Source organism: Thiothrix fructosivorans, from assembly GCF_017349355.1.
Classification (GTDB): domain Bacteria; phylum Pseudomonadota; class Gammaproteobacteria; order Thiotrichales; family Thiotrichaceae; genus Thiothrix; species Thiothrix fructosivorans.
This window is the reverse complement of the sequence record NZ_JAFMPM010000008.1, coordinates 1,429,373-1,455,610: the sequence shown is the minus strand read 5'-3', so window position 1 is coordinate 1,455,610 and position 26,238 is coordinate 1,429,373. Positions and strand designations below refer to the sequence as shown.

The following is a 26,238-nucleotide window of genomic DNA, read 5'->3' as shown; positions in this document are numbered from 1 at the left end:
ACCATGTTGACACACATCCATATCCGCAATTTTGCGATTATTGACGCGCTCGAAGTCGAATTGCACCAAGGCATGACCGCGTTAACGGGCGAAACCGGCGCAGGCAAATCCATCCTGCTCGACGCGATTGGGCTGGTATTAGGCGACAAAGCCGACAGCAGCAGCGTGCGCCACGGCGCGGACAAAGCCGAAATCACCTTAAGCGTCGATATTACCCAAACGCCATCCGCCCGCGTGTGGCTGGAAGCGCAGGACATGGAAGGTGCGGATGATACCTGCATCCTGCGTCGCGTGATTTCTGCGCAAGGTAAATCGCGGGCATGGATCAACGGCTCGCCCGCTAACCTCACCCAATTGCGCGAACTCGGCGAACAACTGGTCGACATCCACGGTCAGCACGAACACCAATCGCTGATGAAAAAAGATGCGCAACGCCAAATGCTCGACGCGTTTGCCGACAATGATGTCTTGCTGGACACGACCCGCCGTGCATGGCAAAGCTGGAAAAAGCTGCATGAACGCGTCACCCAACTGACCAGCCAAAACCAACAGCATCAAGAACGCATCGACTTACTGCGTTTCCAATCGCAGGAGCTGGAAACCCTCGCCATGCACGCGGGCGAACCCGACCAGCTTGATGAAGAATTGAATCGGCTGGCGAATGAGGAACAGCTCCGCGCCACCGCTGCGCAAGGCTACGCCCAACTCTACGACGACGAACCCTCGTTGTATTCAGCGCTGGGGCGTTTGATCCACGACTTGACCCAGCAAGCACGGGTCGATGCGCAATTGGAAGCCCCGCTCGAATTGCTCACCAGTGCGCAAATTCAGGTGCAGGAAGCAGCGGCGCAATTGCGTGATTACGCTGACGGGCTGGAGCTTGACCCCGCCCGCTTGCAATGGGTGGAAAATCGCATTGCGGATATTCGCAGCCTTGCTCGCAAATACCGCACCAACCCGCAAGACCTGCCGACGCGTTTAGCCAGCATCCAGCAAGAACTCGACCAGCTCGGCGGCGGCGATTACGACCTCGACGCGCTGGAACAGCAATTGCAGGACGCAGCCGACACCTACCGACACCACGCGCAAACCCTCAGCGAAGCACGGCAACACGCTGCCGCACAACTCTCTGCTGGCGTAACGCAAGCGATGCAGCAATTAGGGATGCAGGGTGGCAAATTCGCCATTCAAGTCACGCTGGATAACGGCAACCACTTCCAAGCCACGGGCATGGATAGCATCGACTTCACCGTGAGTGCCAACCCCGGTCAGCCGCTGAAACCACTGATGAAAGTGGCATCCGGCGGCGAACTCTCTCGCATTAGCCTCGCCATTCAAATGATTGCCGCGCAAAAAGTTACCCTGCCCGCGCTGATTTTCGACGAAGTGGATACTGGGATTGGCGGCGGCATTGCCGAAGTCGTCGGCAAACAACTTCGCGCCCTCGGTATCAATCGGCAAGTGCTGTGTGTGACGCATTTACCGCAAGTCGCCTCGCAAGCGCACCAGCATTACAAAGTCACCAAGATTAAAGGTGCGGCACATACCAGCACGGGCATTGTGCATTTGACGCAAGCGCAACGCGTGGAAGAAGTGGCGCGGATGATTGGTGGGGTGGAAATCACGCCCGCGACACGGGCGTTGGCGGAAGAGATGCTCGGATGACCATCGCATACCCAAGTCATCCTACCAACATTCCTTGCTCCCTTCTGTGCCGCTAGCGGTATTCAGTCCCGTTTGGTCGATACTGAGTGTGCCGCACAATGTATCTTGCTTTGCTTGGATACCTATTGGGGTCGCAACAACCCGGAATGTACTACGGGAAAGTGTGTCAGCCGTAAACAGATAACGCTGCTGCATATTGCCTTGCGTGGCACAGTCTAGATTGGGTAATACTAAGGCGTTCCCTGCTATTTTCTGATGGTAGGCAAAATTAATGGTGTAAAAACGCTCCATAAACTGCGTGTACTCTGCAAGGCAGTCCTTAGCAGTACTGCGATAAGTTTTAACAACGTAACTTGTGTAAGACGGGTAAGAAAATGTGGCGATGATGCTAATAATGGCAACTACAATTATTAGCTCAATCAGGGTAAATCCACATGTAACGTAGTGAAAAGCATATTTTTGGTTCATTATTTTAGTCCTTATTATTGGTTAATGATTTCACGCCATGAAGTCCGACCAGCAGCACCTGTCATACCTTGGGTCAGTATTGTGTTGGTTGTGCCATCATCTTTGACAACTTGCATGACATTTCCGACAAAAATAGGGTTATTCGGGCTACTACCGAAGCCAATGCCTGACACATCGGTTGGCGTACCATCCACGGTCAACGTGTCCAAATGGTTAAACACGTTATCACCCGAAACATCAAAGAACGTTTTGCCCAAACGAGCGCCAGTAAAGGGGTTAATCGCCATGATGAAACCTTTTCCTGTTGGAGCACATATATCTGAACCATCCGGTATGCGTGACGTGCCTATTAATACATTACCTTGAAAGAAATTAGGGACAACCATACGCTCGCCCACGCTAGGTAAATCGATATACCAACCTGATTTATCTAATAAGTCAGTCACTGTACCTGTTTCAATAACGCGGACATCAACGTTATTAATTTTTCCGTCTGCTACGATGGAACGTTCGACCAATGCACTACGGTCATTGATTAAGGTTTGCTTATCTTTAATACCGTACCATGTTTGCGTTGCACTATTGCTGAGGTCGGCCTCCATTAAATATTGACCTGTTCCAAAAAACAGCCAGATTTCATCAGTAGAAGGGTCTTTTCCCACTAATGGTGTTGCAGTAATAGGTTGGGCTTTATTATTGGCATCTTTAGCAGCAAATAATTTGAACGCGGTGCCATTCACAAGGATACGCCATACATTACCGTTGAAGTCTCCTGCATAAAACAGGTCAGTAATCCCATCACCGTAAGTACTCCAACCACTGACCGCCGCCAGCCCGTTGTTGCTACTCGCCCCAGTATCAACCGTCGTCACAGATCCTGAACTAATATCAATCATTAGCAACTGCGCCCGCTCTCCGGTGCTATTAAGACCATTACCCAATACGACCTGCCAAACACCCTCTGCTGTTTGAGTAATGAGTGGTTTCCCCAAGACGTTGCCTAACGCAGGAATATCAGCGCTCGACTTTTCCCATAGAAACTTCACATCATCAGGATCAGTGACATCGAGGGCGAATACCCCTTTACCTCCCCGACCCAACGATCCTGCCAATACGGTTTTCCATTCGCCGTCAACATACACATCGGCAACGGTCAGCTCCCCATCCACAAAATAATGGTGTTGATATCCAGGTTCAGATAATTGTTTTAAATAGCCAGTAATCGCCGATGATGGCACTAACGCATAGGTTTCAACCCCGGTATCAGCATTAAAACCATGCACCATGCCATCATTTGCTCCTACATACAGGGTAGGAGTACGGCCTGCGGTTGCGGCTGCAAAGGCGGTGTAACGATCCGCACCCGCAAAGGCTTTACTGGCATACAATTTAGGATTGGGCTTACTAACCAAAATAGGTTGTGAATGCACAATATCACCAAGCAAGGTAGCCCGATCCCGAAATGAACCACCATTCCGTTGTTCATTGGCAGTGTTACCCCGTAAATATTCCACAACTGATGAGGATGCGAGGATGTCACGTTGTGCACTATTTAATAGTTCCCAATTGAATGCTTTATCACGCAAGAAAATTTTTCGGTTGCTCCAGAGAGGCACGTTAGCACTGGCTACCCACACAGGACCATTAGACAGTGCACCCGTCGTTGGGTCGACATCAAATGCTTTAAGATCACCCTGCCAAGTTTTACTGTAAAACAACGCTTGATAAGTGCGAGTCCCTATTTCCAATTTACTAGAGTTGGCAGTAAGAGAAGCGCCAGAACCCATCAATTCGTTGATAATGCGTTCAAACGCCTTTTTCAGACTATCCACCATTTGTGTGGCTTGCCCTGCCACAAAAAAATTGTCGGGGCGCTTAAATTCGGCTTGACCATTGCCACTACCGAAGGGAATCAGTGTATCCGTATTGGTATGCCACCATGCTTCAGGTAATGCCCCCGTCCAGGTATTAGGATTAAAATTGTCGGATACTTTAAAACCTCCGTATTTTGCCGCTAGGGCGTATTGGTTGCGTGCCATGCCCTCCAATGATTGCGCCTCCAGCACATCCACCCAATAAGTGGAAGCTGTTTGCTTGCCCGGCAGGTCTGGGCGCAAGTCAGTAGTATTGGCATACCATGCTAATCCTGCCAGATAGGCAGAATTATTACGTCCGGTAAAACTGCTAGTATTGCCAATATTGCCGATCCCTTCCAGTTGCCCAATTTTATTGGTTAGAGAAACAACGTTGATGGTATCACTGGATACCTCACCGGGACTGCTAGGTTCTTCCGATCGGTAACTGTTATTACCGGGTAAATTTTTGTCTCGGTGTGTATAGATGTCCCCAATACCCAACAAGGCATTTACTTGGCATGATGCTTGGAAAGGATCTTCCCAATTGGTGATGACAGGGAAACCATCAGCATAGTTGTATTTGGTAGTGGCATTTGCTCCTGTCATGTTGGAATACACTGGAATATTGTCTTGATTGCGCAAGTAACGTAATCCGGCGTAAAATAATTCGCTCACTGGGTCATAACTCTTATGTGCCTGAGTGCTCATCTGCCCAAATTTATTAAGGTAATTAATAACACCACTGTCTTGAACGTTGATACCTAAGTTAGCAGACGTGGCACTAGCATCTACCGGACTTGGGTTACGCAACAATACCCCCGTATCAGCATTCCATTCTTTTAGCGGGTTATCAATCCGTACTTTGTTATTCAAGTTGGCAAGGAAAGGTCCAATGGATTTTTGTTGTGCTCTAAGAACCGCCCCATCACGCAAGTAATCACTATGGTTCAAATAACCGAACACGCTATAGCGTAACCGATCGGCATATTCCTGCATCAGCCCCTCAGGCTTGTAATTAGTGCCGTAAGCTTTGCAATTGTTTTCCAATAAACCAGAAACACACACTTTGACCCGAATACTCACTTCATAAGTACTATTGTCATTTTGGGTAGCCGTTGGATTGTAAGGTGTTGCTGTGCTGGCAGACGTAGTATTTGTACCATTTACGCTAAACCACATCTTATTGCCCAAACCTTGAATTCGCATTTGCATGTAATTCTTGTTAAAGGGAGTCGATGTTTTCACTAAGGTTGCGTTATTACCAGAATTTGGCAAGCGTTGGTTAGGGAAAATACCTGTTCCTCCACTTCCTTCATGACGCGCCTTTTCTAACCATGTTTCGCTAGCCGTGTCTTTGACGCGGTAGCCTCCTGTCATGGCAGAACGAAATGGATCAATGGTTTGTGTAACAGCCCAATTCAGGAAATTGCCCCCCCAGAGTTTATTCCCTGCTGTACAAAGATGGTTAGATGCCATAACACTGGGGTAAAAATAGCGTTCGGTTTCAACCGTGTTGTAGTTATACAAATAACATTTAGCCGCATCGAAATAGCCTGAGTAAGTTTTATTACTGTCGTAGCTACCTAGATTAGCCACACTATTGATCGTAGGCCATTCAACGGATGGGACTAGTACCAAGTTATCTGGCGCACCACTGCCAACCACTAGCGGAAATTGAGAAATTTCCACCCCAGCCTGTGTTGTTGGCACAGTCAGCCAGATTAAGCTGAAACCAGTGTAAATATATGGATGCTTATTCACTTAAATGTTCCGTTTAACCGTCGTTTGCAAGACGACAATAGCTCGACTCTGTGCAAGACCAGGGTTGCTACTGCGTGCCGTGATTCGGTAATACTGTTCAGTAAGTGACCCACCATTGAAACCGTATTGATTGCTGTTGGCACTGTTTTGTTGACCCAGTTGCCCTGCTCCATTGCCACTGCCCATCAGTTGAATGTGATACTGTGGTGTGCCTAACATCATATTGTTGTTCATTGCAAACTCTTCACTAACATTGGTCCAATGGGTATTGTCGTTTTGGAATACAGTGCTAGGTACAGGTGGGCAAGAAACTCCAGAATCCGGGCTACAATTCACCATACCGGCGGGTATTGGGTTAATGGCAATCGCGTTTTCCCCAGCTCGTAGCGCGGATTCGGCTGCATGAAAGGCCAAATCACGGTCGTAAAGATTGGAAGCCATACGCTCTTGTAAACCAATGCCTCGGACGCTCGATAGTGCTAAAGTAGTCATTACCAACAACATAACCAAAGAAAAAATGAGGGTTGCCCCGCGTTGTCGCGTAATAGTGTTCATTGAATCCTGTTCCTCAAGGCAATGATTAGGGTCACGTTATGCTGGAGGCGTCCTTCATTGTGAGTAGTGTCAATGGATACCTGTGTTTCTGCTGATTCAAAAGTCAGCGCTAATTCAACAGCATCAACTACCGACCAATTATTTGCTGCCTCTACGTTAGCGGCATTGCTCCAAATATTCGCACCGCGCTCGTGATAACGAATTTGCAAATTATTGACACCCGCAACAATTTCTTCTGTCACAAGGTTGCCGTTTTCCCCTAAGCGCAGACGATAAAGCGATTGCCCACCATCAGTATTTCGCCCATTGTTGCCGATATACCAAATTGTGCTTAGGAAGCGGGTGATACTGGCATTTGGCCCATAGGTGTAGGGATTACCAAGCGTTGAACTGCAATTACTGGGGAAACCCAACCCAGTGGAACAGTTACCCGGTGTTCCCGCTCCTGTTTCATATTTCACCGTCAGCGTGCTGCTGTAGTAATGAGTGACCTGAAAGAGAGTCGCTTGGCTAACATCACAGACCATTAGTATGTCGCCCGCTGCAAAATCAGTTTGAATCGCATTAATTTTGAAACTGGTAGAAGCCGCCATGTGGTTCGCAATAGCAAAACCACTGCCCGTCACGCCTTGTAATTGGATAGCACTCGTTCCAGCTACCCGTTGCCCCGTGCCACTTCCCGTTGTAATGCGGGGGGCTGCCATCTCACCATCAAAACCCATCAGACCAACCCACTGGAAAAAAGCATTACCGCTTGCCCCATTCAACACGTTGGCAATGCTACTGGTATCGCCGCAAATACCCAGCCCTGATTGCCGCAAGTCATGGGACAATAATTCAAAGGTGGAACGGGCGCTTTCCTGAAGCTGTGAAAGGCTTTCTACGCTGCGGTAGGTTTGGCGGGTGGATTGGAATACACTGCCAACACCCGCCGCTATTACCAATCCCAACATCATGGCTATCATCAACTCAATCAGGCTTAAGCCACGCTGTCTCATAGCCGCACCTCAACCCTTATTTGTTGACTAGCATCGCCTTCTGTTCCACGAGTATCGTCCCATTGCACGATAACCGTACAGGCGGTGTTATCACAAGCAACTGACCCTGTAGCACTATCATCCAGTAACGTGCGCAAACTCTGCCGCCAAGCCGTGAGTGAACTTGCAGCAAAACGGTCACCCGTAGGAGGAGCATCAGCAAGCCCTACATTAAAATCGCCAGTGATAGCATGGACACGATCAACCTGCATGGCATCAATAATGCTATAGGTATGCATGACTGCCATGCTGCGCCCCAATGAACTATGATTATTTTTGATGGCACGAATCTGTAATGAGGCGACAGCCAGTAGACCAACGGACAATATCAACACAGAAATCAACACTTCAATCAATCCAACTCCGCGTTGGAAACGTTCCATTGTCGCCATAGCCATCGTCGTCATCCTTACTGTTGCAGTGACAGCTTTTGTATATTGATTCGGCTTCCTGCGCCTAGAACGACCCTTCGAGCGTTCTTTTCAACAGCACTAATAGGTGCAATGATTTCCAGATATTGGTTGTTTACTAACGTATTATTGGTACGCGTTAGTCCATCAGCACCGATCACTAAACTGTCGGCAGTTAATGTTGAGCTTTGGCTTAAACCATTCTTTTCTGGTATGACGCCTCTGCGTATGACACTACCATTAGCCAGCACGATCCAATATCGCCAAACGCCATTGGCGGTTACGCAAGCAGTGGATGCTTCAGAGGAGGAACGGCACAAAGTGACAGGTCTGTTGCGGCGGATGGCTTCTGAACGAACAAAATTAATTACCCAAAGCATTTCATTCGCTTGGGTGGTCAAACTCTGGCTAAAGCGCAGACTAGTGAAGCTAGGCGCAGCGACAGCTATCAACACGGCTGCAACCGCGATAGTCAGCATTAACTCAACCAACGTCACCCCTTGGGTATGACGTAAGGGAACTGGCGAGCTTGACAATGCAGGGGGACAGTATCGGCTCATATTTTTTATTTTCATTGTTTAATGATAAATATTTTAAATTACGGAACTGTCTTAAAACAAGACCCCTATTTTCATTTTTTCAAAATAAAGGTATACATTTTGACTATTTTGCATACAACCAACACTACATACCCATCTCGCAGACTGGATGAGCGCGGGATGTTATTTCAGGACAGTTTCGATAATACCTGTCACACTTCCCAGTGGATACCGCAGAAAACTAGTATTACAACTGATTCCTGAGCATCAACTCACGCGGATGCGGATTCAAGTAATGCTGGCGTTCAATATACGGCTGCGGATGCCGCCGAAAATGGTGCTTCAATAACGTAATCGGCACAATCAGCGGCACATACCCCGTGCGGTATTGATGGATCGTTTCCAGCAATTCTTGACGGTCTTCCCCATCCAGCGCATTTTTCAAATAGCCCATCAAGTGCATTAACACATTAGCGTGTTGCCCGCGTGACACCCGCTTTTCCAGCGTCGCCATCATCAGGTGCAAGTAGTCGTTTGCTAGATGCGGCAAATCTTCCGTTACTCCAGCGCGTGCCACCAGTTGCCCCAATTCGCGCACCATATCTTGATCGTGCGCCATCAAGATGTATTTGTGGTCAGCATGAAACGCCACTAAATCGGCCGGTTTAAGTTCCGCCGCCTGCAACTGTTGCCAACGGTGGTAGATAAACACCCGTTGGATAAAGTTTTCGCGCAACACGGGGTCACACAAGCGCCCTTCTTCCTCGATCGGCAATAACGGAAATTGTTCGCGCAAACCCCGTGCAAAAATACCGATACCATCGCGTTCCGGCGGCACATTACGGTTTTCCAGCGAATACACTTTCACGCGTTCCATACCGCAACTAGGCGAATTCTTTTTCAGGATATATCCATGAATTCCCTGCAATTGCAGCACGGCAGCATGAGTATAAGCTGCTAGCGCGTCGGTATGGTCAATGCTGGCATCCTTGGTATTGATAGCCCGCACTGTGCCATCTTTACGCACCAAATGCATGGTCTGACGCGGCACACCCAAACCCGCCCCCACTTCAGGGCAGAGTGGCACGAAATCAAAGTACAGCCCCAACGTACCCATGATATACCCATCACGCTTATGCCCGCCGTCAAAGCGGACTTGCTCCCCAACTAAGCACGCGCTGATGCCAATTTTTATCCGATCGTCATGTTGCATTACGGCAAGTTCGCTTCAATTAATTTCACCAGTTTATTACTTTGCGGGGTTACAAAGCTGGAAAAACTACCAACCAATTCGCCCTTGGTATTCAACACGTACTTGTGGAAATTCCAGCTTGGGTATTCGCCTGCCATCTCACCCAATACTTTGTAGAGCGGGGATGCGCTGTCTTTGGTCACTTCGGTTTTCGCAAACATCGGGAACTTCACCCCGTAAGTCAGTTGGCAGAAATCTTTGATCTCTTTTTCCGTGCCGGGATCTTGCTGGGCGAAATCGTTAGAGGGGAAGCCCAATACCACCAAACCGCGCTCTTTATAATCGCTGTACAACTTTTCCAAGCCTTCAAATTGCGGGGTAAAACCGCATTTGCTAGCCGTATTTACCATGATGACGACTTTACCTTTATAGGTTTCGCACAAATTGACTTCCTTATCCGAGCCTAATTCGCGTAAGGTGAAATTCAAAGCAGCGGGACAACCGTTCGCGGTTGCCGCCCCCGCCACGGGTTCAGCCATCACATTAGCGGCGGCAAAAAAACTCATTGCCAGCCCAAACAATTGCTTAATCATGCGCGTTACCATCCTTTTATCGAGTTAATACAAGTATTGTCTCACTGTTGTCGCGCTTTAGGTAAATAGCTACAAGCAAACAGGGGTTTGTTTCGCAACAGCCGCTTTGTATAATCGCCACTTTGTGATCACATGAATAATTAAGCTGATGGAAAACCGTGAATTTCTCGCTGAATGGCATCCGCAATGGGGCGTATTGCTGGCGTGGCCGCACCCTGATACCGATTGGGCGGATAATCTGGACGCAGCCGAAACCTGTTACGCCGCCATTGTCAGCGCGATAAGCCTGCGCGAACGGGTGCTATTGTTGTGCCATGATGACGCACATCAGGCGCATATCGACAGTGTGTTGAGTGCTGTCACGCATAACGCTGCCAACGTGCATTGCGTACAAATGCCCTACAACGATACGTGGGCGCGGGATTTCGGATTTATCACGGTGAAACAAGCAGGCAAGCCGTTATTGCTGGATTTCACTTTCACTGCATGGGGCGGCAAATTTGAAGCAGCACTGGATAACGCCGTTAACCAACGCTTAGCGCACCATCCGCTGCTGTCTGGCAATACGCTGGAAACGTACCCGCTGGTCATGGAAGGTGGCAGCCTCGAAACCGACGGACAAGGCACATTGTTAACCACCGAAATCTGCTTGCTCAACCCCAATCGCAACCCCACCCTTGATCGCAGCGCGATTGAAAGCCAGTTACGCAGCGCCTTAGGCGTGGAACGTATCCTGTGGTTAGCGCATGGGCATTTGGAAGGCGACGACACCGACGCACACATTGACACGCTGGCACGCTTTGCTGATCCGCACAGCATTGTGTACATGAGTTGCACCGACCCGACAGATTCGCATTACAAACCCTTGCAGGCGATGGAAGCCGAACTGCAAGCCTTGCGCCAAAGCAATGGCGAGCCGTATCGCTTATTCCCGATTCCGTTACCGGAAGCGATTTACGCAGATGGACGACGCTTAGCCGCCAGCTATGTGAATTTCCTAATCATCAACGGCGCGGTCTTGCTGCCCGTGTATGCGGATGAATGTTTTGACCCCGTAGCCATCGAGCAAATGCAAGCAGCGTTCCCACACCACGTCATTATCCCGATTGATTGCCGCGCCTTGATTGCCCAAAACGGCAGCCTGCACTGCATCACCATGCAAATCCCTCACGAGGTCGTTAACGTATGAGCCGTAACTTGAAAGTCGCCGTCGTCCAACACAGCAATAGTGCCGATTACGCTAAGAATCTCGCCCAGAGCATTACAGGTATTCGCCGTGCTGCCGCGCAAGGGGCACAGTTGGTGATGTTGCAGGAATTGCATACCGGATTGTACTTCTGCCAAGTCGAAAACACCGATTTCTTCGACCTTGCGGAAACTATCCCCGGTGCAAGCACGCAGACGCTCGGCGCATTAGCGGCTGAATTGCGTATCGTCATCGTGTGTTCGCTGTTTGAAAAACGTGCTACGGGGCTGTATCACAATACCGCTGTGGTGCTGGATACGGATGGCAGCATTGCAGGCAAATACCGCAAGATGCACATTCCTGACGATCCCGGTTATTACGAAAAGTTTTACTTCACCCCCGGCGACCTCGGCTTTACGCCGATTAAAACCAGCTTGGCAACGCTAGGTGTGCTGGTGTGTTGGGACCAGTGGTATCCCGAAGCCGCACGCTTGATGGCATTGGCAGGGGCAGAATTGCTGCTTTACCCCACTGCGATTGGCTGGAATCCACAAGATACGCCGGAAGAGCAAGCTCGCCAGCGCGACGCGTGGATCACCATCCAACGCTCCCATGCCGTTGCCAATAACATTCCAGTATTAAGCGCCAACCGCATTGGTTTTGAAGGTGACCCTAGCGAGCAAACCGCAGGCAGTCAGTTTTGGGGTTCAAGCATGATTGTCGGCTGGCAAGGCGAATTACTGGCACAAGCCGATACGGCGAGCACGACAGAATTGGTAGTGGAACTGGATTTAGACCGCACCGAACAAGTGCGCCGCTGGTGGCCTTATTTACGGGATCGGCGCATTGATGCTTACGAAGATTTAGTCAAACGCTATCGCGATTAAGCTTACAGCCATAAATTTTTGCGTAAAATACAAAATTTTCCCTATAAATGTGAACCCTCTCACAGCATAGTTCGACTAATCAGCACAATAATACGATCTATGCCAACGAGCATACTCGTACAATAAATCGAGAGGGAACACATTATGTTAGGTCAAGCACACTACGTTAGCGCATTACTACTGGCTGGCTCACTCATCGCCGCTCCGGCGCACGCACAATTCAAAGCCAATCCGGCAGCTTATGCAGGGAGTTCGTTTGATCGGCAAACGGATATGCAGGAAATGGAAGTAAAAGAAATAGAATTACCCGCACCCTACGCACAAGTACGCGACCTTTTAGGGAATAAGCTGTATGGGTATTTGCTGCAAAATGATGAATTTATCGTACTACAAGATTTGGTGATCACCCATCTGGAAAAGCAGTACCGCGTATCGGCACACCAATAATGAGGGCGTGAGTCACCACGCCCCCCACACTAGACTTACACAGAGGCGATACGCCCTAGCGCATTTTCGAGGTTTGCCATACTGGTGGCGAATGAAATGCGGATGTGACCTTCTAAGCCAAACGCCGAACCCGGCACCACCGCCACACCCGTTTTATCGAGCAGGTAGCTTGCCAACGCAGCATCGTTTTCCAAGCCCAAACGCTTGATCATACCTTCGACATTCGGGAAGCTGTAGAACGTACCATCAGCGGGCAAACATTCCACCCCATCCATCGCATTGAACGCTTTCAACACATAAGCATGACGCGCTTGGAACGCCTCCACCATCGTTTGGATGAAACCTTGATCGCCATCCAACGCCGTGACTGCCGCATATTGCGAGATAGAGGTCGGGTTAGAGGTACTCTGTGATTGGATGATATTCATCGCCTGAATCAGCTTTTCAGGGCCACCCGCATAACCAATCCGCCAACCCGTCATGGAATAGGCTTTGGAAACGCCATTCAATACAATGGTACGCTCATACAAATCAGGGCAAGCATCCAAAATATTCACGAACTTTCTGCCATCGAACAGAACATGTTCATACATATCATCAGTCGCAATCAATACCTGCGGGTAGCGACGTAATACTTCACCCAATGCTGCCAGCTCTTCCAAGGTGTACGCTACACCCGTCGGATTTGACGGACTATTGATCACGAATAAACGCGTTTTGGCAGTAATCGCGGCTTCCAGCTTCGCGGGCGACAATTTGAAATGTTCGCTCTGCCCAGCGGCAACGATGACTGGCACAGCATCCGCCAACAGCACCATGTCAGGGTAAGATACCCAATACGGCGCGGGAATAATGACTTCATCGCCAGCATTCAAGAAGGCTTGGCACAAGTTGTAGAAACTTTGCTTACCGCCGCACGATACCAAAATCTGCTTGGGGTTGAAATCTAAGCCATTATCGCGTTTGAATTTACGGATGATGGCTTGTTTAAGGGCGGGTGTCCCATCGACTGCGGTGTAGCGGGTTTCACCTTTTTGGATGGCTTCGATACCCGCCTGCTTAATGTGATCGGGGGTATCAAAATCAGGTTCACCTGCGCCCAAACCAATAATGTCGCGACCTGATGCTTTAAGCTGTGCCGCTAATGCTGTGATAGCCAGTGTAGGCGAAGGTTTGACGCGCCCAACGCGCTGTGAAAGTTGTATATCCACTACTGAAACCAACCGTATTGTTTTATCCATAAAATCGGCAAGCGTTATTGGTTGCCGTACCTTGTATACCTTTTTGCAGTGGGCAATGTTACTGCATTATAAACGTGCCAGCAATTCAGGATCAGGGTAGCCATCCACGGGCAGCCCTAGTTTTTGCTGGGCTTGGCGCACGGCTTCACGAGTTTCTTCACCAATAATCCCATCCACTTTGGAAATGCTCAGCCCTTGCGCTTGCAATTTCGCTTGTAACTGCTTGGTTTCAAAAGTGGATAATAAGGCGACGGGGGCATTGCCTTTACGCAAAGCGGGCGCACCGGCTAAACGCGTCGCAAAATATGCAGCGGTCGCGGAATACACGGTGGATTCGTTCCATTGCAAGAATACATCGAAATTGGGATAAGCAAGGAACGCGGGACCATTCCGACCCATTGGCAGCAATAATGCCGCCGACCCGCTGCCACTGAGCGGGCTGCCATCGACATCGCTAACCCCTTGGGTTGCCCAATCCTCTAAGGGTAATTTGTTATCCAAACGCGCTAACGACCAATCCATCTTGGCAGGCACTTGCACGGCTTGCAGCCACGGCTCACCTGCTCGCCAACCATTGGCTTTGAGCATGTTTGCCCCTGATGCCAGCGCATCGGCACTGGTGTGAATCAGATCGCGGTGTCCGTCATCATTAAAATCGACCGCGTATTGATCGTAGCGCGACGCGAGAAATTGCAATTGTCCGATTTCTCCCGCCCACGCACCGCGCATTTTAGCGGGTGTCAAATCGCCTTTTTGCACTAATTGCAAAGCACTGAGCAATTCCGTGCGAAACATCTCAGGGCGGCGACAATCATGCGCTAACGTCAGCAAGGAACGTAGAGTAGAAAAATCACCCGTGACCGCACCAAAATCGGTTTCCAACCCCCACAAAGCGGTCAAAACGGGGGCTGGTACGCCGTAGGCTTGCTCAATGCGCTTGAATAAAGCCGCGTGCTTTTTTAGGTTGGTTTTCCCCAAACTCAAGCGATTGCTACTCACTTTTTTGGTGGCGAAGGTTAAGAAATCTTGTGCAAACACTTGCTGCGAACGATCGCGTTGGATCACAGCAGCATCCGGTTGCAACTCCCCCAAAGTACGCTCCAGCAACGCAGGCGTTAACCCAGCCGCACTGGCATCCGCCTTGAACGTTCCCAACCAATCGTTGAAGTTGGGCGAGGTACATTCTGCTTGTGCGCTCGTGCTAAACACGAGGCTCATGCCCAAAAAAGCTGCTGGCAGGTATCGCATGGTGCTTTTATTTCCCGTTAAAACCGATAATGGCAAACAGTATAGCGTTTTTAGGCAAATTGTTTGCAACAAGTGCTGGAAGCGAGCGCCAGAGTTGTGTAAGATTAGCGCCCTACCTTATTCCTCCTGCCCGGATGGTGAAATCGGTAGACACAAGAGACTTAAAATCTCTCGCTGGTAACAGCGTGCCGGTTCGAGTCCGGCTCCGGGCACCAATCTTTATAAGCACTTGCGGATTTTTACGCGCTGCCGTTTTTTGCCCGTTTTTGGCGGGGTCATGTTGGGGTCATACCTGCACCTTTCGCGGGGACAACTCGCTAGGGATTAATACCCTACCCTTTCGCAAAAAAAAGCCGCATCGGGTGACACGGCTTTCTTGATTGAGTTTTGATTGTCAGGGTAGAAAACTTGCTGCCCATGCTAGCCACGACACAAACACGCCTATTCTGACTTGGAATACGTCGCCGTCATCATCCCAATCGAAGCGCTGTTTGGTTGGGAATACCAGCCCCGCCGCGATTACAAATAATGACACTTGAACATATCCGGGTATTTCCAATTCTGAATACAAGTTAATTACCCACGGCTGCGTTAATCGCCACACGATAAATAAGTTAAACGCGGAATAGGCAAACCTTGCCCACTGTTTCCAATCTTGATACATAAAACTCCTATTATCTTTGCTACGGCTAAATATTCATTCTGACATAAAAAAGCCGGAAACTTGTCCGGCTCATTTGATGGTCATTTGATAGCGAGGAAGGAACTACCCTTCCCCGCCGTGTCGATCATGCCAAGATGTATTTGGCTTTTTTGATACCGCTGCCATCATTGGCGGGGTTGAGCACCAGAATGTTTTCACGGTGCATTCTGTCAAGTGCAGTCGTGGCAATCACTTGGCGGTTGCGCTCACTTGTGCCGACTTCCCAGCCGCGCAACACGGCTTTAATAGGTCTGAATGTTGGCTCAATTTCGCGGTTCACAACCATTTTTTTGAGCTGGTCATAGTGTGATTCAGTGAATGGTTTCCCACCCTCTTCTGCGTGTACTGTACACGGTGACACGCGTGATTCACCACCGCCGTGATTCACGTCTGATGCGCGTGTTTCGGTTGACGGTGCTACGTGTACAGTACACGGTGAGACACGCGCCGCGTCGAGGTCTTGCAGGGGTAGTGGGAAGTGCTCTTCCTCAGTACCTAACACGGGGTTGTGGATGCCCGTTGCGCCGGATTGCTGGTGGAATGGAACGGAAGGAGCAGTGGTCGGGATTGTCTTTTCTGCCAGCTTGCCAACGATGCGCTCAAGGATTGAATCAGAGAGTGGGGCAGGGTTGGGCATGGCTGCAAACGCATCAAACACAGCCGCCTGAATCGCCGCTGGTGAGCTTGCGCCTGATTGCTTTACGCTGGCTTGGATATGCTTAACCGTATCCGCTACGCTCATTTTCGGGGTTAAATACTTCACAGTGTTTTCGCCGGAAAGGGTAGGGGTTTTATCGGTACGCGGGATTAAGTCATAGTCATCTGCTGTTTTACCTTCGCCTACAGGAAATTGAATTTTCTGCGGGTGGTTTTTACGGTTTTCAGCATTTAATGCGTCGTCCAGCTTTGCGCCGATCTTGCCACCAATACGCCCCGCGTCGGCTAATACCTGCTTATTGGCATAATCGGCACGGGCATATTCACGGGCGATAACGTAGGGTGAGGCTTTTAAACCCGCTTCGACTTTTGCAGCATATTCGCCTACGGTTTGTTTGGCGGAATTGGCAAATGCTGCCAACGGTGCTTTAGCTTCTTTTTCATCAGCCCATCTTTTAAAGTCGTATGAGCTAGATTTAAGATCACGCGCCGCCATTGCCTCAGCTTCGCGCCGTTCCTTCATTTCATCATCGGCTGGCAACCCCAACCCCTTTGAGTCTTTGCGGTTAATCCGTGCCAGACTGTTGGCATAAGCAAACAATGCCATGATGTGCTGACATTCAAAGATGAAGATCAGCACGCCGATGACCATTAACATGCCTGAATTGTTATCTGTGCCAGTAGCTTTGCCGATTGCCTGAAACATGGGTTTGTCAAAGTGCTCACGGATCTTCAGCATACCGTCGACTTTGTTGTCGACGCTTTGCTGCGCGGCTGTAGTGGCTAGTTGGTTGCTCATGGTCATGCTTTCGCGTACCGCGTCAACCCGTGCTCTAGCACCGTCACAATGCTTTTCTTTGCCTTGTGCCAGACGTGCTTCACATTGCGCCAATTTCATTTTGGCACTGGCGAAACTGTCGGTTAGGTTGGCGCTGCCCAACAAGGATACGTCCGTTCCCTGAATGGATTTCATCATGGTGGATTGTTCTGCTGCTGTGTTGGCAATGTGCTGCTGATTGTTGGTGGTCGAGAACATTTCAAACAGGATGCCACTGGATAGGAACAAGCCCATTGCCGCGTATTGCGTGCCCTTGAGCTTCCAGCCCTCCGAGCGGTGCAGGGCGATGTCTTCATAAACCGCTTCTTTGCTGGATGCGAGGAAGAACGCCAGAACAAAGCTGATGATGGAAAACACCGAAAGGGCGATGAATTCATTGCTGTTTTGAGTCACGAAGGAGGCAACGCCCCACACGTCGGAGACGTACAGCATGAACACTGCCACCATATACAGCCCGAAGGTGGCGACCTTCGCCCACTGCATCAGGCGATAGTTTTTCAGGGCCCGGTGTTGGTCGGTTGGCAATTTGCCGTTATTGTTTGGAAGATTGAATTTCATGTGATACCCCTTAGAAACTGTTTGCGAGAATGAACATACCGACCGACGCTAGCATTACCTGCAAGCCGTCCGTGTTGCTCACCACGACGTTTAGGAAGAAAAGCCCGATAAGGAACTGCCCAATAAATGCGAGTGCGGAATAGCCAAAATAGGCGGCATACACGCTGTATACGTAGGCGGTGTACAGCAAGCCCACGGCATTTAGGACGATTGCCACGCGGATGAATGCCTTATTCCAGTCCACGCGGTCGAGGATGGCGGTAACGCTGGATACGGGTGAAAGGAGTGGGTTGCTCATGGCTGCACCCCTTCGATTAGCAGGGCTTGCAGGCAATCGCGCCCTTGGCAACCTTGCTGTTTTGCATAGTGCTGGTACTCCACTGGTATTCGCCCACGTCCAGACCACAAATGTTCTACGCCATCCACAACCAAACGATAGCGCGGCGGTGCTCTTGGTCTCCTCCGATCTTCCAGCCCTTCGGGCAACTTGATTTCTGTAACAGTTTTCAAGTTTGGATTGCGGTATTCAGCAATCAACTGCTGCACCGCTGCCAAACACCCAACAGGGACACGCACCACCGCCGTTTTCTCTGCTGAGGATTTGCGACCACACCCTTCACGATTGCCGCCGTGTTGTTGGGGTTGGTCAAATAGCGGAATTTGGTCTAACTTGATTTCTGTAACAGTTTTCAAGTTGGCTTTAACTGCCTTATTTTCGGCTTGCAGGGCGATTAGATCGGATAGCTTTAAAGGTGAATTGCTCATGACAGAATCCCCCATGCTGCCAACATGCCGATCAGTGCCAGCAGAAACACCGTTAAGCCGTCCACACCGCCGCTTGCTGCTTTGGTGGCGGGTTGCTTGTGTGGTTGTGGCTGATGCTGTTGCACCACGCGCCGCGCCCGATGGCGGGTGGGCTGACGGTGTGGAACGTTGGTGGATTGCTGGCTCATGACATACCCTCCAACATGATGGCGACGCGCTCTTGATGCGCTGCCCACGCTTCGGCTGACATTTCGCGGTGCTGCATCATGTCGATGGCTGCGTTTTCGTAGGAGTCCCATGTCGGGAACTTTTCGTTCATGGTTTTGTGTAGTTTGCTGTTGGGATTTAGGCGCATCTGGCGATAATCGCGCCGCATCTGCTGGTAAATTTCCTCCTTTTCGTCGGGTAACAGTGGAGTTCCACAGTTATTTTTCACTAGTCCAAGGGGGGAGGAAGAGGAGATTGAAGAGAAAGAAGCCGCGTCGGTAACGCTGTCGATCACGTTGGCAACGTGCCAGCTTGTGCCGTGTTCGCCCATTTCGCGCAACTTGTCGAGCCACGATTCGCCGCCGCGCTTGGCTTGGATTTCCCAAACGGTATCGCGGGTATAGAGCGGGGTTTCGGAGTAGGCTTTGATGCCGATGGCACGCGGGACAACTTCACCATAGGCGTTGGGTTTGGCGAGCGTGGCGCGTGCCTCAAATGCCGCTTGACGGTCGGTGTCTTCGGGGTTGAAGTCGCACCAGTCCAACGGGGTGGTGATGCCGCTGCCGTCTTTCAGGTCAATGACACCGGTGTGCAGCACGGTGGGGTTGCGGTGGCTGTGTACCACGAAGCCGTACCAGTCGGATAAATCCGCCGCGTTGCGCAGTGCTGCGAGCAGGGGACGGTCTGCGACTTGTTGCGGGGTGATGCGGCGCAATTCACGCCAGTGGGTGACGGGGGCAAAGTTGCCGGAAAATTGGAATGCACGGATGCCCCACGTTTTGCGCCATGCGTTGACCGCATCCGCTCCGGTGGCTGCGTCTAGCCCTGACTCAAAGTCTTTGCCGACAGAAAAGCCGTCGATGTTCTTTGAAATATACTTGGCGATGTATCCCGCCGCACTGCCTTTGCTGGCATCCATCTGTTTGATTTGAACGCGGTGTTTCCATGCGCCAATCTCTTCACCGAATTCAGCGAGGAACGTGTCGTTAAGAGCGCGTTTTACGTCACTCACGACGTTTTCCGCTACCCATAGCAGACCGTGCCAATGGGCGGTTGCGTCGTGGTTGGGTTCGGTGGTGCGGATGTAATGCAGGTCGATGTCGTTGTCTTTCGCCCACGTCCGAAAATCCGCGAATTTGTCGGTTAACCAGTGGTGTGACAGTCGCGGGGTGTTTTCGCGCAAGGTGGTGACGACGTTTTTACCGCGTCCTTTGTGGGTGGGGATTTGCTGCTGATAGCTTGGATTGGGGATGGCTTTCGCGCCGATGGTGCGCGTCACGCCATGTTTGTCGGTGGTGCGATAACCGCCGCTCATTTTCATGGCGTGAAATGCACTGGGTGAGGTGAAGGTGAAAAACAGACACACATAGTCAGGGTGATATTGCTGAATGTAGCGTTCGCCGTCGCTGATGCGCATCATCATTTCATTGCGGAGGTTGGCGGGATTGGATACGCCTGCGTTCATCACGTCGCCCATGTTCATCACGCGCCCATCGGTGAGCGAGACGGCTTCGCGTGAATTCATGTAGTCACGCGCCATCTCGCTTTTTGCCTTTTGCACTGCCAGAGCGCGACGCGTTACATAGGCGCTTGCGTCTTTGTGAATCATGCGGAGGCGGAGGGCTTGCAGTTCGGCTAAGCGCTCCCTTTCGCAGCGCATCACGCGATAGAGCCAACGGGGTGAGGTGAGGCGTTTGGCTTGCCCGATTTCGCGGATGGTGTCGCGGTCGGTCACGACTGCACCATCGTCTAGGCGGATGGCTTTGTGTGGCACTTGCGGGGGACTGATGCCGATGACGGACGCGTGTTCTAGGGCAGTGGGCAGACCGCCGCCGTTGATCATGTTGGCAAATGTTGCTGCGAGCTTTTGGGCTTTCAGCAGGAGGGTGTCGTCGTCATCATCCGCCGTGATGCCTAACGGGGATTGGGTGGATAGGATTTTATCCGCCGCTTTACCAAGGTAGGCGTTGGCTTCGATGTGCGAACCGTTGGAAACGTAGCGGTCGTTGTAGCCTTGCTTAACGGCTTCATGCAGGTGGTCGGGGATGGTTGCCAGTTTGTCGGCAATGAATCCACGGTCACTGTAACGGCTGCTGATTTCCACGGGTGCGGTTTTCAGGGTGAGGGTAGGTTGGTTCATACGGCTGCTCCTCTGTCGGTGTGGCTGTAGGCGTTTTTTTCAATCCAACGCAACCATAGGCTAGTGACATACGCGGCTGGTTTCGGGTTGGCTGTATGGGTTTTGCGGCGTTGAACTTCGGTTTCGACTAAATCAACGCGGTCGAGAAAGTCTTGCGGGGCGATTTGCGCCGCTGGTACGTCGTGGCGGTTCATTTTGCCACCCCGCGCCCGTCGGTGACGGCTTGACCGCTGATGTAGGTGTCGAGCACGGAACGGCGGTAGCGCACGCTCCGACCGCCGATCTTGACGAATGACAGGCGGTCGGGGTGAGTGCTACGCCATTTTTCAAGGGTTCTGTACGACACAGAGAGATAGGCAGCGGCTTCGATTGCGTTTAGCAGGGGGTCGCTGTTGACGCTGTACGCGGGGATGGCTTGCACGATTTGCGCACGGCGGATGGCATCGCGGTTACGGCGGTATTTGAGGCTTGCTCTGGTTGAGCGTGAGGAGGCTTGGCTCATTTTGCACCATCCTTCAACACGGCTAACATTTCGTCGTGCAGGTCTTTTGCCGTTGTGTAGTTGCCCCATGCTTTATCAGTTGCCATTAAGAGCACCTGTTTGACGCTATCCAGTTCTAGGACGTTATGGTGTGCCATTGCATCAACACAGACTTGCAAGAGATTGTGCAGGTTTTCTAGTTCTTCGTAGATCACGCCGATTTTAACGACGCGGTTGGCTTGGTTACTGCTCATGCTGCACCTACCTTGTCGAATGTGGTGCGGATGAATTGCATGGCTTCGGGCAGGGTGTCGAAAAAAGCGGTTTCCATGCTGATGCCGCGTTCGTGTTGGCGGTGGTAGGCTACGTCGACGAATTTTACGAGCTTGCGCTGATTGTTGAGTTGCCCTTGATGGTAGCCGAGCACTAACCACGCTATCGGTGTTGCTTTGCGGTAGGCGATGTATCCGGTACGTGACCGACTAAAAACGATACGGGCGGGGGCTGCTTTGTGTTTAGGCAGGGCTGACGTAAACGGGAGGTGTGGCAGACGTGCCAAGGGATTGTGGGCAGTGTTGCCCGTAGTAATTGCTGTCATGATGACAATTCCAGTTTGAGTTTTAGAGTTGGGCAAAAATTGCCAAGTCTCTCTATCGCTCAACTGGTTCACGACGCGCTTATTTCGGTTTTCACCGTTTTGTAGTCCACGCAGACTTGGCATAAAGCCGCTTGCGCATCCTACAGACGAAAAAAAACCGCCTGCGTCATGGTGGCGGTGTTGCCGCCAGATGATGGGATAGAGTACCCGTAATTTTGCTGTTTGTTGGTGATTTGCACCAACGGGGACAGTATGGGGGAAAGGTGGGTTTATGGTCAATTCGGTAAAACCGAATGATTGCGCTGGATAGTTCGGTTTTTGTTGTGAGTGGTGGAAAATTTGGGTGTGTCTGGTTATCATAGCGGCTCAACTTTTTGTTCAAGGCTAGCCGCATTGCTAGCCTTTTTTTATTGTGCCGTCTGAACCGTCAAAAACAGGGAAGATGTCAGAACATGTCAGAAGATGTCATAAAATTGATTATTTTTTGTCCGTTATAGCTCTCCACATCGTTCTAGCCGTACACCCCGCCCTTTTTGCGGCTTCTTCAAGTAATACGCCTTGTTGAGCATACCGCCCTAGTTCAGCAACCACTTGCTGATATATTTCTCTTCTTTCTGCATTCTTGTCGAGCGTTGAGGGGCGTTTTTCGGGTGGTGGCTTTGGTGCAACAGGTGGCGGGGTTTGGGGAAGTGGTACTAAGCAAGACTGAGGCATAACCACACCGTTCTGCTTGTGTTGATTTACTTTGGTGAATGGCTGGAATGATTGCCCTAGGCGTTGGTAGGGTGCTTGAATCTGCTTGAGGCGCTCACTCAATTCTCGGAATGGTCTTAGGCGTTCATTGAATATTGCCAGTGTTTCGGCAAGTGTTTTAGGGGTGTCATCCATTCACGCGCCCTTGCTACGGTTTCCCTTGAAAAAATTGTCGGGAGGTCTGCAAAGGGCTTACAGAGGTTCGGTGATCAGCCTATCCCGACAGGTTGGGCGTTGAATGTAACCTGATGTGGGGACGGTTGCCAGTGGAGAATAAAAAGCAGGCGGTCGGGTATCGCGTAAAGTGTATGAGTACCTACATAACGTTACCCGCCGCCTGAATGCCGTGTTCCAAGGGACAAAAAACGCGGCTACCTCACTCAAGAAAACTATGCAGCAGTCGGTGCTGGTGCTGCGGTATTGGCTTGCAAATAGGCAAGCACATCTTCAACGCGGTAACGGTTGCACGTGCGCCGTGAGTTCGGCTTACTGACGTTGGTACGCGGGATGGGCAAACGCCGCGCAAAAAGCGGTTTCACGCCGCCTAATGCCCACGCTGCGTCTGTCTCGGTCATCCAGCCGTTACGGTGTAACAGGGGTTGACCTTTGAAAAATTCCGCCTGTTTTTCTAAATTTGCTCTCATGGCTGTAGTTCTCTTTCTATTCGGTTGATGTTGCGCTGGACGTGCGCACCGTACTGTTGCGCGGTGCGGTAGGCGTGTAACGCTGCTGGCTTGTCCGTGGATTCGAGTGTTTGCCCCAGTGCCTTATGGAACTTGGCGGTTACTTCATCGGCAATATCCGCGCCGCTGGTGAGTGCTTGCAGGTGTTGCAAGTAATCGCGTAATTCGCTTGGGTTGCCTTGGCGGGTGGCTTGAAGTGCAGCTTCTTCTAGCAGGGTTTCGGGTAGGCTACGCTTGAAACCCTCAGGGGCACTCATGCCGTGCTGTAGGGCAAATTCTGCCAACATGACGGCGGTGTGCCATTCCCCCGCGTCAAACGCCCACACGCACAACACCACCACGCTTTCATCGTGACCACTGCCCGACTGGTTGAGTATCACGCTCAAATGGTCAGCATAGCGGGGGAGCAATTCGCGCTTGATCTCAGCTTTACGTTGCTTGCTACGCACGTTTTTCAGGCGTGCATAGTCAGCTTGCAGGGCTGCCAGCATGAACCGTTGGGTGGTTGATGCTGGCTTGTGGGTGGCGGTGGCGGGGATATTGCGCCCCGCGTCCACTTGCGCCCTGTGTTTGGCTGCAAGGCTCTGCACGATTACACCCATTCACCCGCCGCGTTTTTCAGCTTGATAGCACCATGACGGACTGCACCCAACTTGCCGTAGTCTTCCACCACATACGCGTCATTCGAGGAAAGGTATTCTTCCACGCGGTCGCGCTTGGGGTTGTCGATGATTGCCCGACGGACTGCACCTGTCTGATAGTAAATACTGAGGTTGTCGTATGAGGTAATCACCATGCCGCGTGCGGGGAAAAATGGCACGGTAACGGTCGGTAATCCGGCAATGGCTTGCTGTGCAAACCAGATTTGTAGGGCGTTGCGTTCGGTGGCGGGTCGGTTGTCGTTGTACAGGGTCAAGCCGTGATTCACCCACAGTTCGCGCCCGATGATTAACACAAGGTCATCACTGCCAACGTGCCAAGGGTCGAGTAGGTTGCTCATTACGTCAAAAGCCAGCGCGTCGAGGGTTTGAAAATTGCCGCCTTCACCGATTTTGTATTCTTCGGCGTTGGGTGTGCCGTCTGAGGCGTAACCCATAAAACGCCCTACTGCATTGCGGCGCACTTTTTCCAACCAACCAATGTTCACATCTTGCAAGAGTGGATTTGCTGTGCGGTCGGTGGTGGTGGCTGCACTTGTGCCATTCCAGCCAATCATGATGCGGTCAAGGGCTGTGCGTTTCATGACTTGAGCGCGGTATTTCGCTTCAAAGCTGTCTAGCCCTGCCCACGCGTCGAGAACGTTGTAACTAAGGTGGGTGTCGGTGTTGGTTTGCTTGCATTCGTATTCATCACCACTCAATTCACCGACAAACGCGGTTTCGCGGTCGGTGGTGTTGGTGTCGGTACGCCCTGAGATGGGCAAGCCTACGCCTAAGCCTAGCTTTTGCCCTTTCTGTTCGGTCACGCCGACCATGTTGACCTTTTGCAGGAAGTCGCTACTTTCGCCCATTTTTTCAATGAGGCGTTGTTCTACGGCGGGTACTAAGCTGAATTTTTCGCTTACGTTGTCAACATCGTTGGCTAATGCCACGGTGTCTTTCAGGCGGGTGAATTTCTTGCGTGTTTCGGTTTTCATGGGGGTAATCCTTAGTAGTCCACTGACTGCGAGTGGGTGACGGTGTTGCTGTGCGGTACATAGCGCTTAAAACGCCCTTGGCTGGTGTTGCCGATCTCTTCAACAATGGTGTGCGTTTCTTTGAGACTGGCTTGCAATTTGCCGATCTCAGTTAGCAATAGGGTGAGTTCGCCTTTCAGGGCGTTGAATTGCTGAATGATCGCGGTGTTTTGCCCCTGCAATTGGGCGAACTGTAGGGAGTAATCCGCGCCGCCCGTGGGGTTGGCTGGCTCTTTGATGTCGGCTTGCAGTGGGGTGCTGAATAAACTGGTTTGGCGTTCGGCAGTGCTGAATTTCATAATGCCCGTGCCAAGGCTTGCAGGTGAGTCGGTAGCACCTACCCCTACTAAGTACGCTTTGCCAGTAGCAGCAAACTTTGGTTCGATCTCCACAGAGAGGTGGACTTTCTGCCCATTGCGCACCATGTCGATTAAGTCTTGATGCGGTGCAAGTTTGACGTAAAAACCTAGCTTGCCAGCCAATGCGCCGCCGCTGATGCGTTCAGTCTTAACCTGCACCACGTCGCCCAATGCTTTGAACATGCCATCAGGGGCAACGCTACGGATATGTTCAGCCCAGATTCGGGCGTTATAGGTGTCCTGTGAATAGCCTTCTGCTATTTCAACCAAGGCTTGTTCTGAAATTTCGCGCCCGTCTGCTGTTGTGCCTGCGACGGCGGCGCGTATCCAATCGGTAATAATCATGGGGTGTTCTCGGTTACGTTCGATGCTGCCAAGAATGCCGGTATGGGTGACGGGGTTCTATCGGCGGATTTTTGTTTGTGGGCTGTACAAAAACATAGGGGTGTTGGGGCTGCTGAATGCGCGGTGAACGGCTTTTTTGGGGTTTGATGTAGCGTTTTGTAACATCACGATTGGCTGTTTTTGCTTTTTTGACCGAAAATACGCGGTAAAACGCTGTTTTTCTTGTCTAAAAAAGATTTTTCGAGAATTTTTTATCTGAAATTCTATTGTTCGGCGGGCGTGTGTTGTTGCGCTTAACGGGCAGTTTGTAATAGCGAGTAACGGAGGTGATGGTGGCAGGCACAAAAAAGCCGGAACGTGTCCGGCTCATTGGGTGGTTGGGGCAAGTGCT

Annotated in this window: 29 protein-coding genes and 1 tRNA gene; 5 read left to right on the top strand and 25 right to left on the bottom strand. The window is 50.9% G+C overall.

Annotation, left to right across the window (positions count from 1 at the left end):
- Positions 1-3: 3 nt before the first annotated feature.
- Complete coding sequence (gene recN, locus J1836_RS21215; RefSeq protein WP_207253129.1) at positions 4-1,665, top strand: DNA repair protein RecN; 1,662 nt, start codon at positions 4-6, stop codon at positions 1,663-1,665.
- Between the two features lie 21 nt (positions 1,666-1,686).
- Here the strand turns inward: recN and J1836_RS21210 are convergent, their stop codons facing one another.
- From J1836_RS21210 to J1836_RS21175, 8 genes are all read right to left on the bottom strand, one after another.
- Positions 1,687-2,133, bottom strand: a complete 447-nt coding sequence (locus J1836_RS21210) for a type IV pilin protein (protein WP_207253127.1) — start codon at positions 2,131-2,133, stop codon at positions 1,687-1,689.
- A 14-nt stretch (positions 2,134-2,147) separates the two neighbouring features.
- Positions 2,148-5,750, bottom strand: coding sequence for a pilus assembly protein (locus tag J1836_RS21205; RefSeq protein ID WP_207253125.1), 3,603 nt, complete (start codon positions 5,748-5,750; stop codon positions 2,148-2,150).
- Positions 5,751-6,305: a pilus assembly PilX family protein gene (locus J1836_RS21200; RefSeq protein WP_207253124.1), complete on the bottom strand. Its 555-nt coding sequence runs from the start codon at positions 6,303-6,305 to the stop codon at positions 5,751-5,753.
- On the bottom strand, positions 6,302-7,303 hold the full coding sequence (locus J1836_RS21195) for a PilW family protein (protein WP_207253122.1): 1,002 nt from the start codon (positions 7,301-7,303) through the stop codon (positions 6,302-6,304). The genes J1836_RS21200 and J1836_RS21195 overlap by 4 nt, the downstream gene beginning before the upstream one ends.
- Positions 7,300-7,740: a type IV pilus modification protein PilV gene (gene pilV / locus J1836_RS21190; RefSeq protein WP_207253121.1), complete on the bottom strand. Its 441-nt coding sequence runs from the start codon at positions 7,738-7,740 to the stop codon at positions 7,300-7,302. The genes J1836_RS21195 and pilV overlap by 4 nt, the downstream gene beginning before the upstream one ends.
- 11 nt (positions 7,741-7,751) lie before the next feature.
- The gene (locus J1836_RS21185) at positions 7,752-8,312 is read right to left on the bottom strand and encodes a GspH/FimT family pseudopilin (protein WP_278189520.1); all 561 of its coding nucleotides are present in this window, start codon (positions 8,310-8,312) and stop codon (positions 7,752-7,754) included.
- 226 nt (positions 8,313-8,538) lie between these two features.
- Positions 8,539-9,504 (bottom strand): YbgA family protein, encoded by a 966-nt coding sequence (locus J1836_RS21180; protein ID WP_207253117.1) that lies wholly within the window; start codon positions 9,502-9,504, stop codon positions 8,539-8,541.
- Positions 9,504-10,076: a glutathione peroxidase gene (locus J1836_RS21175; protein ID WP_207253116.1), complete on the bottom strand. Its 573-nt coding sequence runs from the start codon at positions 10,074-10,076 to the stop codon at positions 9,504-9,506. The genes J1836_RS21180 and J1836_RS21175 overlap by 1 nt, the downstream gene beginning before the upstream one ends.
- A 148-nt stretch (positions 10,077-10,224) precedes the next feature.
- Here J1836_RS21175 and J1836_RS21170 point away from each other — a divergent pair, with 148 nt between their 5' ends.
- From J1836_RS21170 to J1836_RS21160, 3 genes are all read left to right on the top strand, one after another.
- Positions 10,225-11,265: an agmatine deiminase family protein gene (locus tag J1836_RS21170; protein ID WP_207253114.1), complete on the top strand. Its 1,041-nt coding sequence runs from the start codon at positions 10,225-10,227 to the stop codon at positions 11,263-11,265.
- A complete protein-coding gene (locus tag J1836_RS21165; protein WP_242632955.1) occupies positions 11,262-12,149 on the top strand; it encodes a carbon-nitrogen hydrolase in 888 nt (295 codons plus the stop codon). The genes J1836_RS21170 and J1836_RS21165 overlap by 4 nt, the downstream gene beginning before the upstream one ends.
- 144 nt (positions 12,150-12,293) lie before the next feature.
- A complete protein-coding gene (locus tag J1836_RS21160) occupies positions 12,294-12,596 on the top strand; it encodes a hypothetical protein (protein ID WP_207253113.1) in 303 nt (100 codons plus the stop codon).
- Between the two features lie 35 nt (positions 12,597-12,631).
- On the opposite strand, the gene J1836_RS21155 is transcribed toward J1836_RS21160, so the two are convergent.
- Both J1836_RS21155 and J1836_RS21150 read right to left on the bottom strand, forming a co-directional pair.
- Positions 12,632-13,807: a pyridoxal phosphate-dependent aminotransferase gene (locus J1836_RS21155; protein WP_207253112.1), complete on the bottom strand. Its 1,176-nt coding sequence runs from the start codon at positions 13,805-13,807 to the stop codon at positions 12,632-12,634.
- A 96-nt stretch (positions 13,808-13,903) separates the two neighbouring features.
- On the bottom strand, positions 13,904-15,085 hold the full coding sequence (locus tag J1836_RS21150; RefSeq protein ID WP_207253111.1) for a lytic murein transglycosylase: 1,182 nt from the start codon (positions 15,083-15,085) through the stop codon (positions 13,904-13,906).
- A 128-nt stretch (positions 15,086-15,213) separates the two neighbouring features.
- Here J1836_RS21150 and J1836_RS21145 point away from each other — a divergent pair.
- Positions 15,214-15,300: transfer RNA gene (locus tag J1836_RS21145), tRNA-Leu, on the top strand.
- A gap of 179 nt (positions 15,301-15,479) precedes the next feature.
- On the opposite strand, the gene J1836_RS21140 is transcribed toward J1836_RS21145, so the two are convergent.
- The 15 genes from J1836_RS21140 to J1836_RS21070 all read right to left on the bottom strand — a co-directional run bounded on the left by J1836_RS21140 (position 15,480) and on the right by J1836_RS21070 (position 25,847).
- The gene (locus tag J1836_RS21140) at positions 15,480-15,620 is read right to left on the bottom strand and encodes a hypothetical protein (protein ID WP_207253110.1); all 141 of its coding nucleotides are present in this window, start codon (positions 15,618-15,620) and stop codon (positions 15,480-15,482) included.
- A 253-nt stretch (positions 15,621-15,873) separates the two neighbouring features.
- Complete coding sequence (locus J1836_RS21135) at positions 15,874-17,841, bottom strand: hypothetical protein (protein WP_207253108.1); 1,968 nt, start codon at positions 17,839-17,841, stop codon at positions 15,874-15,876.
- A 10-nt stretch (positions 17,842-17,851) separates the two neighbouring features.
- Positions 17,852-18,139 carry a hypothetical protein gene (locus tag J1836_RS21130; RefSeq protein WP_207253107.1) on the bottom strand — a complete coding sequence of 96 codons (288 nt, stop codon included), beginning with the start codon at positions 18,137-18,139 and terminating at the stop codon, positions 17,852-17,854.
- Positions 18,136-18,606, bottom strand: a complete 471-nt coding sequence (locus J1836_RS21125; protein ID WP_207253106.1) for a hypothetical protein — start codon at positions 18,604-18,606, stop codon at positions 18,136-18,138. Before J1836_RS21125 ends, J1836_RS21130 begins: the two co-directional genes overlap by 4 nt.
- Positions 18,603-18,794: a hypothetical protein gene (locus tag J1836_RS21120; protein WP_207253104.1), complete on the bottom strand. Its 192-nt coding sequence runs from the start codon at positions 18,792-18,794 to the stop codon at positions 18,603-18,605. Before J1836_RS21120 ends, J1836_RS21125 begins: the two co-directional genes overlap by 4 nt.
- Positions 18,791-20,953 carry a replication endonuclease gene (locus J1836_RS21115; protein ID WP_207253103.1) on the bottom strand — a complete coding sequence of 721 codons (2,163 nt, stop codon included), beginning with the start codon at positions 20,951-20,953 and terminating at the stop codon, positions 18,791-18,793. Before J1836_RS21115 ends, J1836_RS21120 begins: the two co-directional genes overlap by 4 nt.
- The gene (locus tag J1836_RS21110) at positions 20,950-21,147 is read right to left on the bottom strand and encodes a hypothetical protein (RefSeq protein WP_207253098.1); all 198 of its coding nucleotides are present in this window, start codon (positions 21,145-21,147) and stop codon (positions 20,950-20,952) included. The genes J1836_RS21115 and J1836_RS21110 overlap by 4 nt, the downstream gene beginning before the upstream one ends.
- Positions 21,144-21,455 (bottom strand): helix-turn-helix transcriptional regulator, encoded by a 312-nt coding sequence (locus tag J1836_RS21105; RefSeq protein WP_207253097.1) that lies wholly within the window; start codon positions 21,453-21,455, stop codon positions 21,144-21,146. The genes J1836_RS21110 and J1836_RS21105 overlap by 4 nt, the downstream gene beginning before the upstream one ends.
- Positions 21,452-21,688, bottom strand: coding sequence for a hypothetical protein (locus tag J1836_RS21100; RefSeq protein WP_207253096.1), 237 nt, complete (start codon positions 21,686-21,688; stop codon positions 21,452-21,454). Before J1836_RS21100 ends, J1836_RS21105 begins: the two co-directional genes overlap by 4 nt.
- A complete protein-coding gene (locus tag J1836_RS21095) occupies positions 21,685-22,032 on the bottom strand; it encodes a hypothetical protein (RefSeq protein ID WP_207253095.1) in 348 nt (115 codons plus the stop codon). Before J1836_RS21095 ends, J1836_RS21100 begins: the two co-directional genes overlap by 4 nt.
- A 477-nt stretch (positions 22,033-22,509) precedes the next feature.
- Positions 22,510-22,920: a hypothetical protein gene (locus tag J1836_RS21090; RefSeq protein ID WP_207253094.1), complete on the bottom strand. Its 411-nt coding sequence runs from the start codon at positions 22,918-22,920 to the stop codon at positions 22,510-22,512.
- A 254-nt stretch (positions 22,921-23,174) separates the two neighbouring features.
- Positions 23,175-23,429: a hypothetical protein gene (locus J1836_RS21085; RefSeq protein ID WP_207253093.1), complete on the bottom strand. Its 255-nt coding sequence runs from the start codon at positions 23,427-23,429 to the stop codon at positions 23,175-23,177.
- A complete protein-coding gene (gpM, locus tag J1836_RS21080; protein ID WP_207253092.1) occupies positions 23,426-24,058 on the bottom strand; it encodes a phage terminase small subunit in 633 nt (210 codons plus the stop codon). The genes J1836_RS21085 and gpM overlap by 4 nt, the downstream gene beginning before the upstream one ends.
- A 2-nt stretch (positions 24,059-24,060) precedes the next feature.
- Complete coding sequence (locus J1836_RS21075; protein WP_207253091.1) at positions 24,061-25,104, bottom strand: phage major capsid protein, P2 family; 1,044 nt, start codon at positions 25,102-25,104, stop codon at positions 24,061-24,063.
- An 11-nt stretch (positions 25,105-25,115) separates the two neighbouring features.
- Positions 25,116-25,847, bottom strand: coding sequence for a GPO family capsid scaffolding protein (locus J1836_RS21070; protein ID WP_207253090.1), 732 nt, complete (start codon positions 25,845-25,847; stop codon positions 25,116-25,118).
- Positions 25,848-26,238 lie beyond the last annotated feature (391 nt).

Coding starts and splice junctions, on each gene's coding strand:
- J1836_RS21070 (WP_207253090.1), bottom strand. CDS start 25,847: ATGATTATTACCGATTGGATACGCGCCGCCGTCGCAGGCACAACAGCA.
- J1836_RS21160 (WP_207253113.1), top strand. CDS start 12,294: ATGTTAGGTCAAGCACACTACGTTAGCGCATTACTACTGGCTGGCTCA.
- J1836_RS21115 (WP_207253103.1), bottom strand. CDS start 20,953: ATGAACCAACCTACCCTCACCCTGAAAACCGCACCCGTGGAAATCAGC.
- J1836_RS21120 (WP_207253104.1), bottom strand. CDS start 18,794: ATGAGCCAGCAATCCACCAACGTTCCACACCGTCAGCCCACCCGCCAT.
- J1836_RS21185 (WP_278189520.1), bottom strand. CDS start 8,312: ATGAGCCGATACTGTCCCCCTGCATTGTCAAGCTCGCCAGTTCCCTTA.
- J1836_RS21095 (WP_207253095.1), bottom strand. CDS start 22,032: ATGACAGCAATTACTACGGGCAACACTGCCCACAATCCCTTGGCACGT.
- J1836_RS21110 (WP_207253098.1), bottom strand. CDS start 21,147: ATGAACCGCCACGACGTACCAGCGGCGCAAATCGCCCCGCAAGACTTT.
- recN (WP_207253129.1), top strand. CDS start 4: ATGTTGACACACATCCATATCCGCAATTTTGCGATTATTGACGCGCTC.
- J1836_RS21195 (WP_207253122.1), bottom strand. CDS start 7,303: ATGAGACAGCGTGGCTTAAGCCTGATTGAGTTGATGATAGCCATGATG.
- J1836_RS21090 (WP_207253094.1), bottom strand. CDS start 22,920: ATGGATGACACCCCTAAAACACTTGCCGAAACACTGGCAATATTCAAT.
- J1836_RS21170 (WP_207253114.1), top strand. CDS start 10,225: ATGGAAAACCGTGAATTTCTCGCTGAATGGCATCCGCAATGGGGCGTA.
- J1836_RS21075 (WP_207253091.1), bottom strand. CDS start 25,104: ATGAAAACCGAAACACGCAAGAAATTCACCCGCCTGAAAGACACCGTG.
- J1836_RS21200 (WP_207253124.1), bottom strand. CDS start 6,305: ATGAACACTATTACGCGACAACGCGGGGCAACCCTCATTTTTTCTTTG.
- J1836_RS21100 (WP_207253096.1), bottom strand. CDS start 21,688: ATGAGCAGTAACCAAGCCAACCGCGTCGTTAAAATCGGCGTGATCTAC.
- J1836_RS21210 (WP_207253127.1), bottom strand. CDS start 2,133: ATGAACCAAAAATATGCTTTTCACTACGTTACATGTGGATTTACCCTG.
- J1836_RS21175 (WP_207253116.1), bottom strand. CDS start 10,076: ATGATTAAGCAATTGTTTGGGCTGGCAATGAGTTTTTTTGCCGCCGCT.
- J1836_RS21125 (WP_207253106.1), bottom strand. CDS start 18,606: ATGAGCAATTCACCTTTAAAGCTATCCGATCTAATCGCCCTGCAAGCC.
- J1836_RS21180 (WP_207253117.1), bottom strand. CDS start 9,504: ATGCAACATGACGATCGGATAAAAATTGGCATCAGCGCGTGCTTAGTT.
- pilV (WP_207253121.1), bottom strand. CDS start 7,740: ATGGCTATGGCGACAATGGAACGTTTCCAACGCGGAGTTGGATTGATT.
- J1836_RS21135 (WP_207253108.1), bottom strand. CDS start 17,841: ATGAAATTCAATCTTCCAAACAATAACGGCAAATTGCCAACCGACCAA.
- J1836_RS21150 (WP_207253111.1), bottom strand. CDS start 15,085: ATGCGATACCTGCCAGCAGCTTTTTTGGGCATGAGCCTCGTGTTTAGC.
- J1836_RS21105 (WP_207253097.1), bottom strand. CDS start 21,455: ATGAGCCAAGCCTCCTCACGCTCAACCAGAGCAAGCCTCAAATACCGC.
- J1836_RS21130 (WP_207253107.1), bottom strand. CDS start 18,139: ATGAGCAACCCACTCCTTTCACCCGTATCCAGCGTTACCGCCATCCTC.
- J1836_RS21165 (WP_242632955.1), top strand. CDS start 11,262: ATGAGCCGTAACTTGAAAGTCGCCGTCGTCCAACACAGCAATAGTGCC.
- J1836_RS21085 (WP_207253093.1), bottom strand. CDS start 23,429: ATGAGAGCAAATTTAGAAAAACAGGCGGAATTTTTCAAAGGTCAACCC.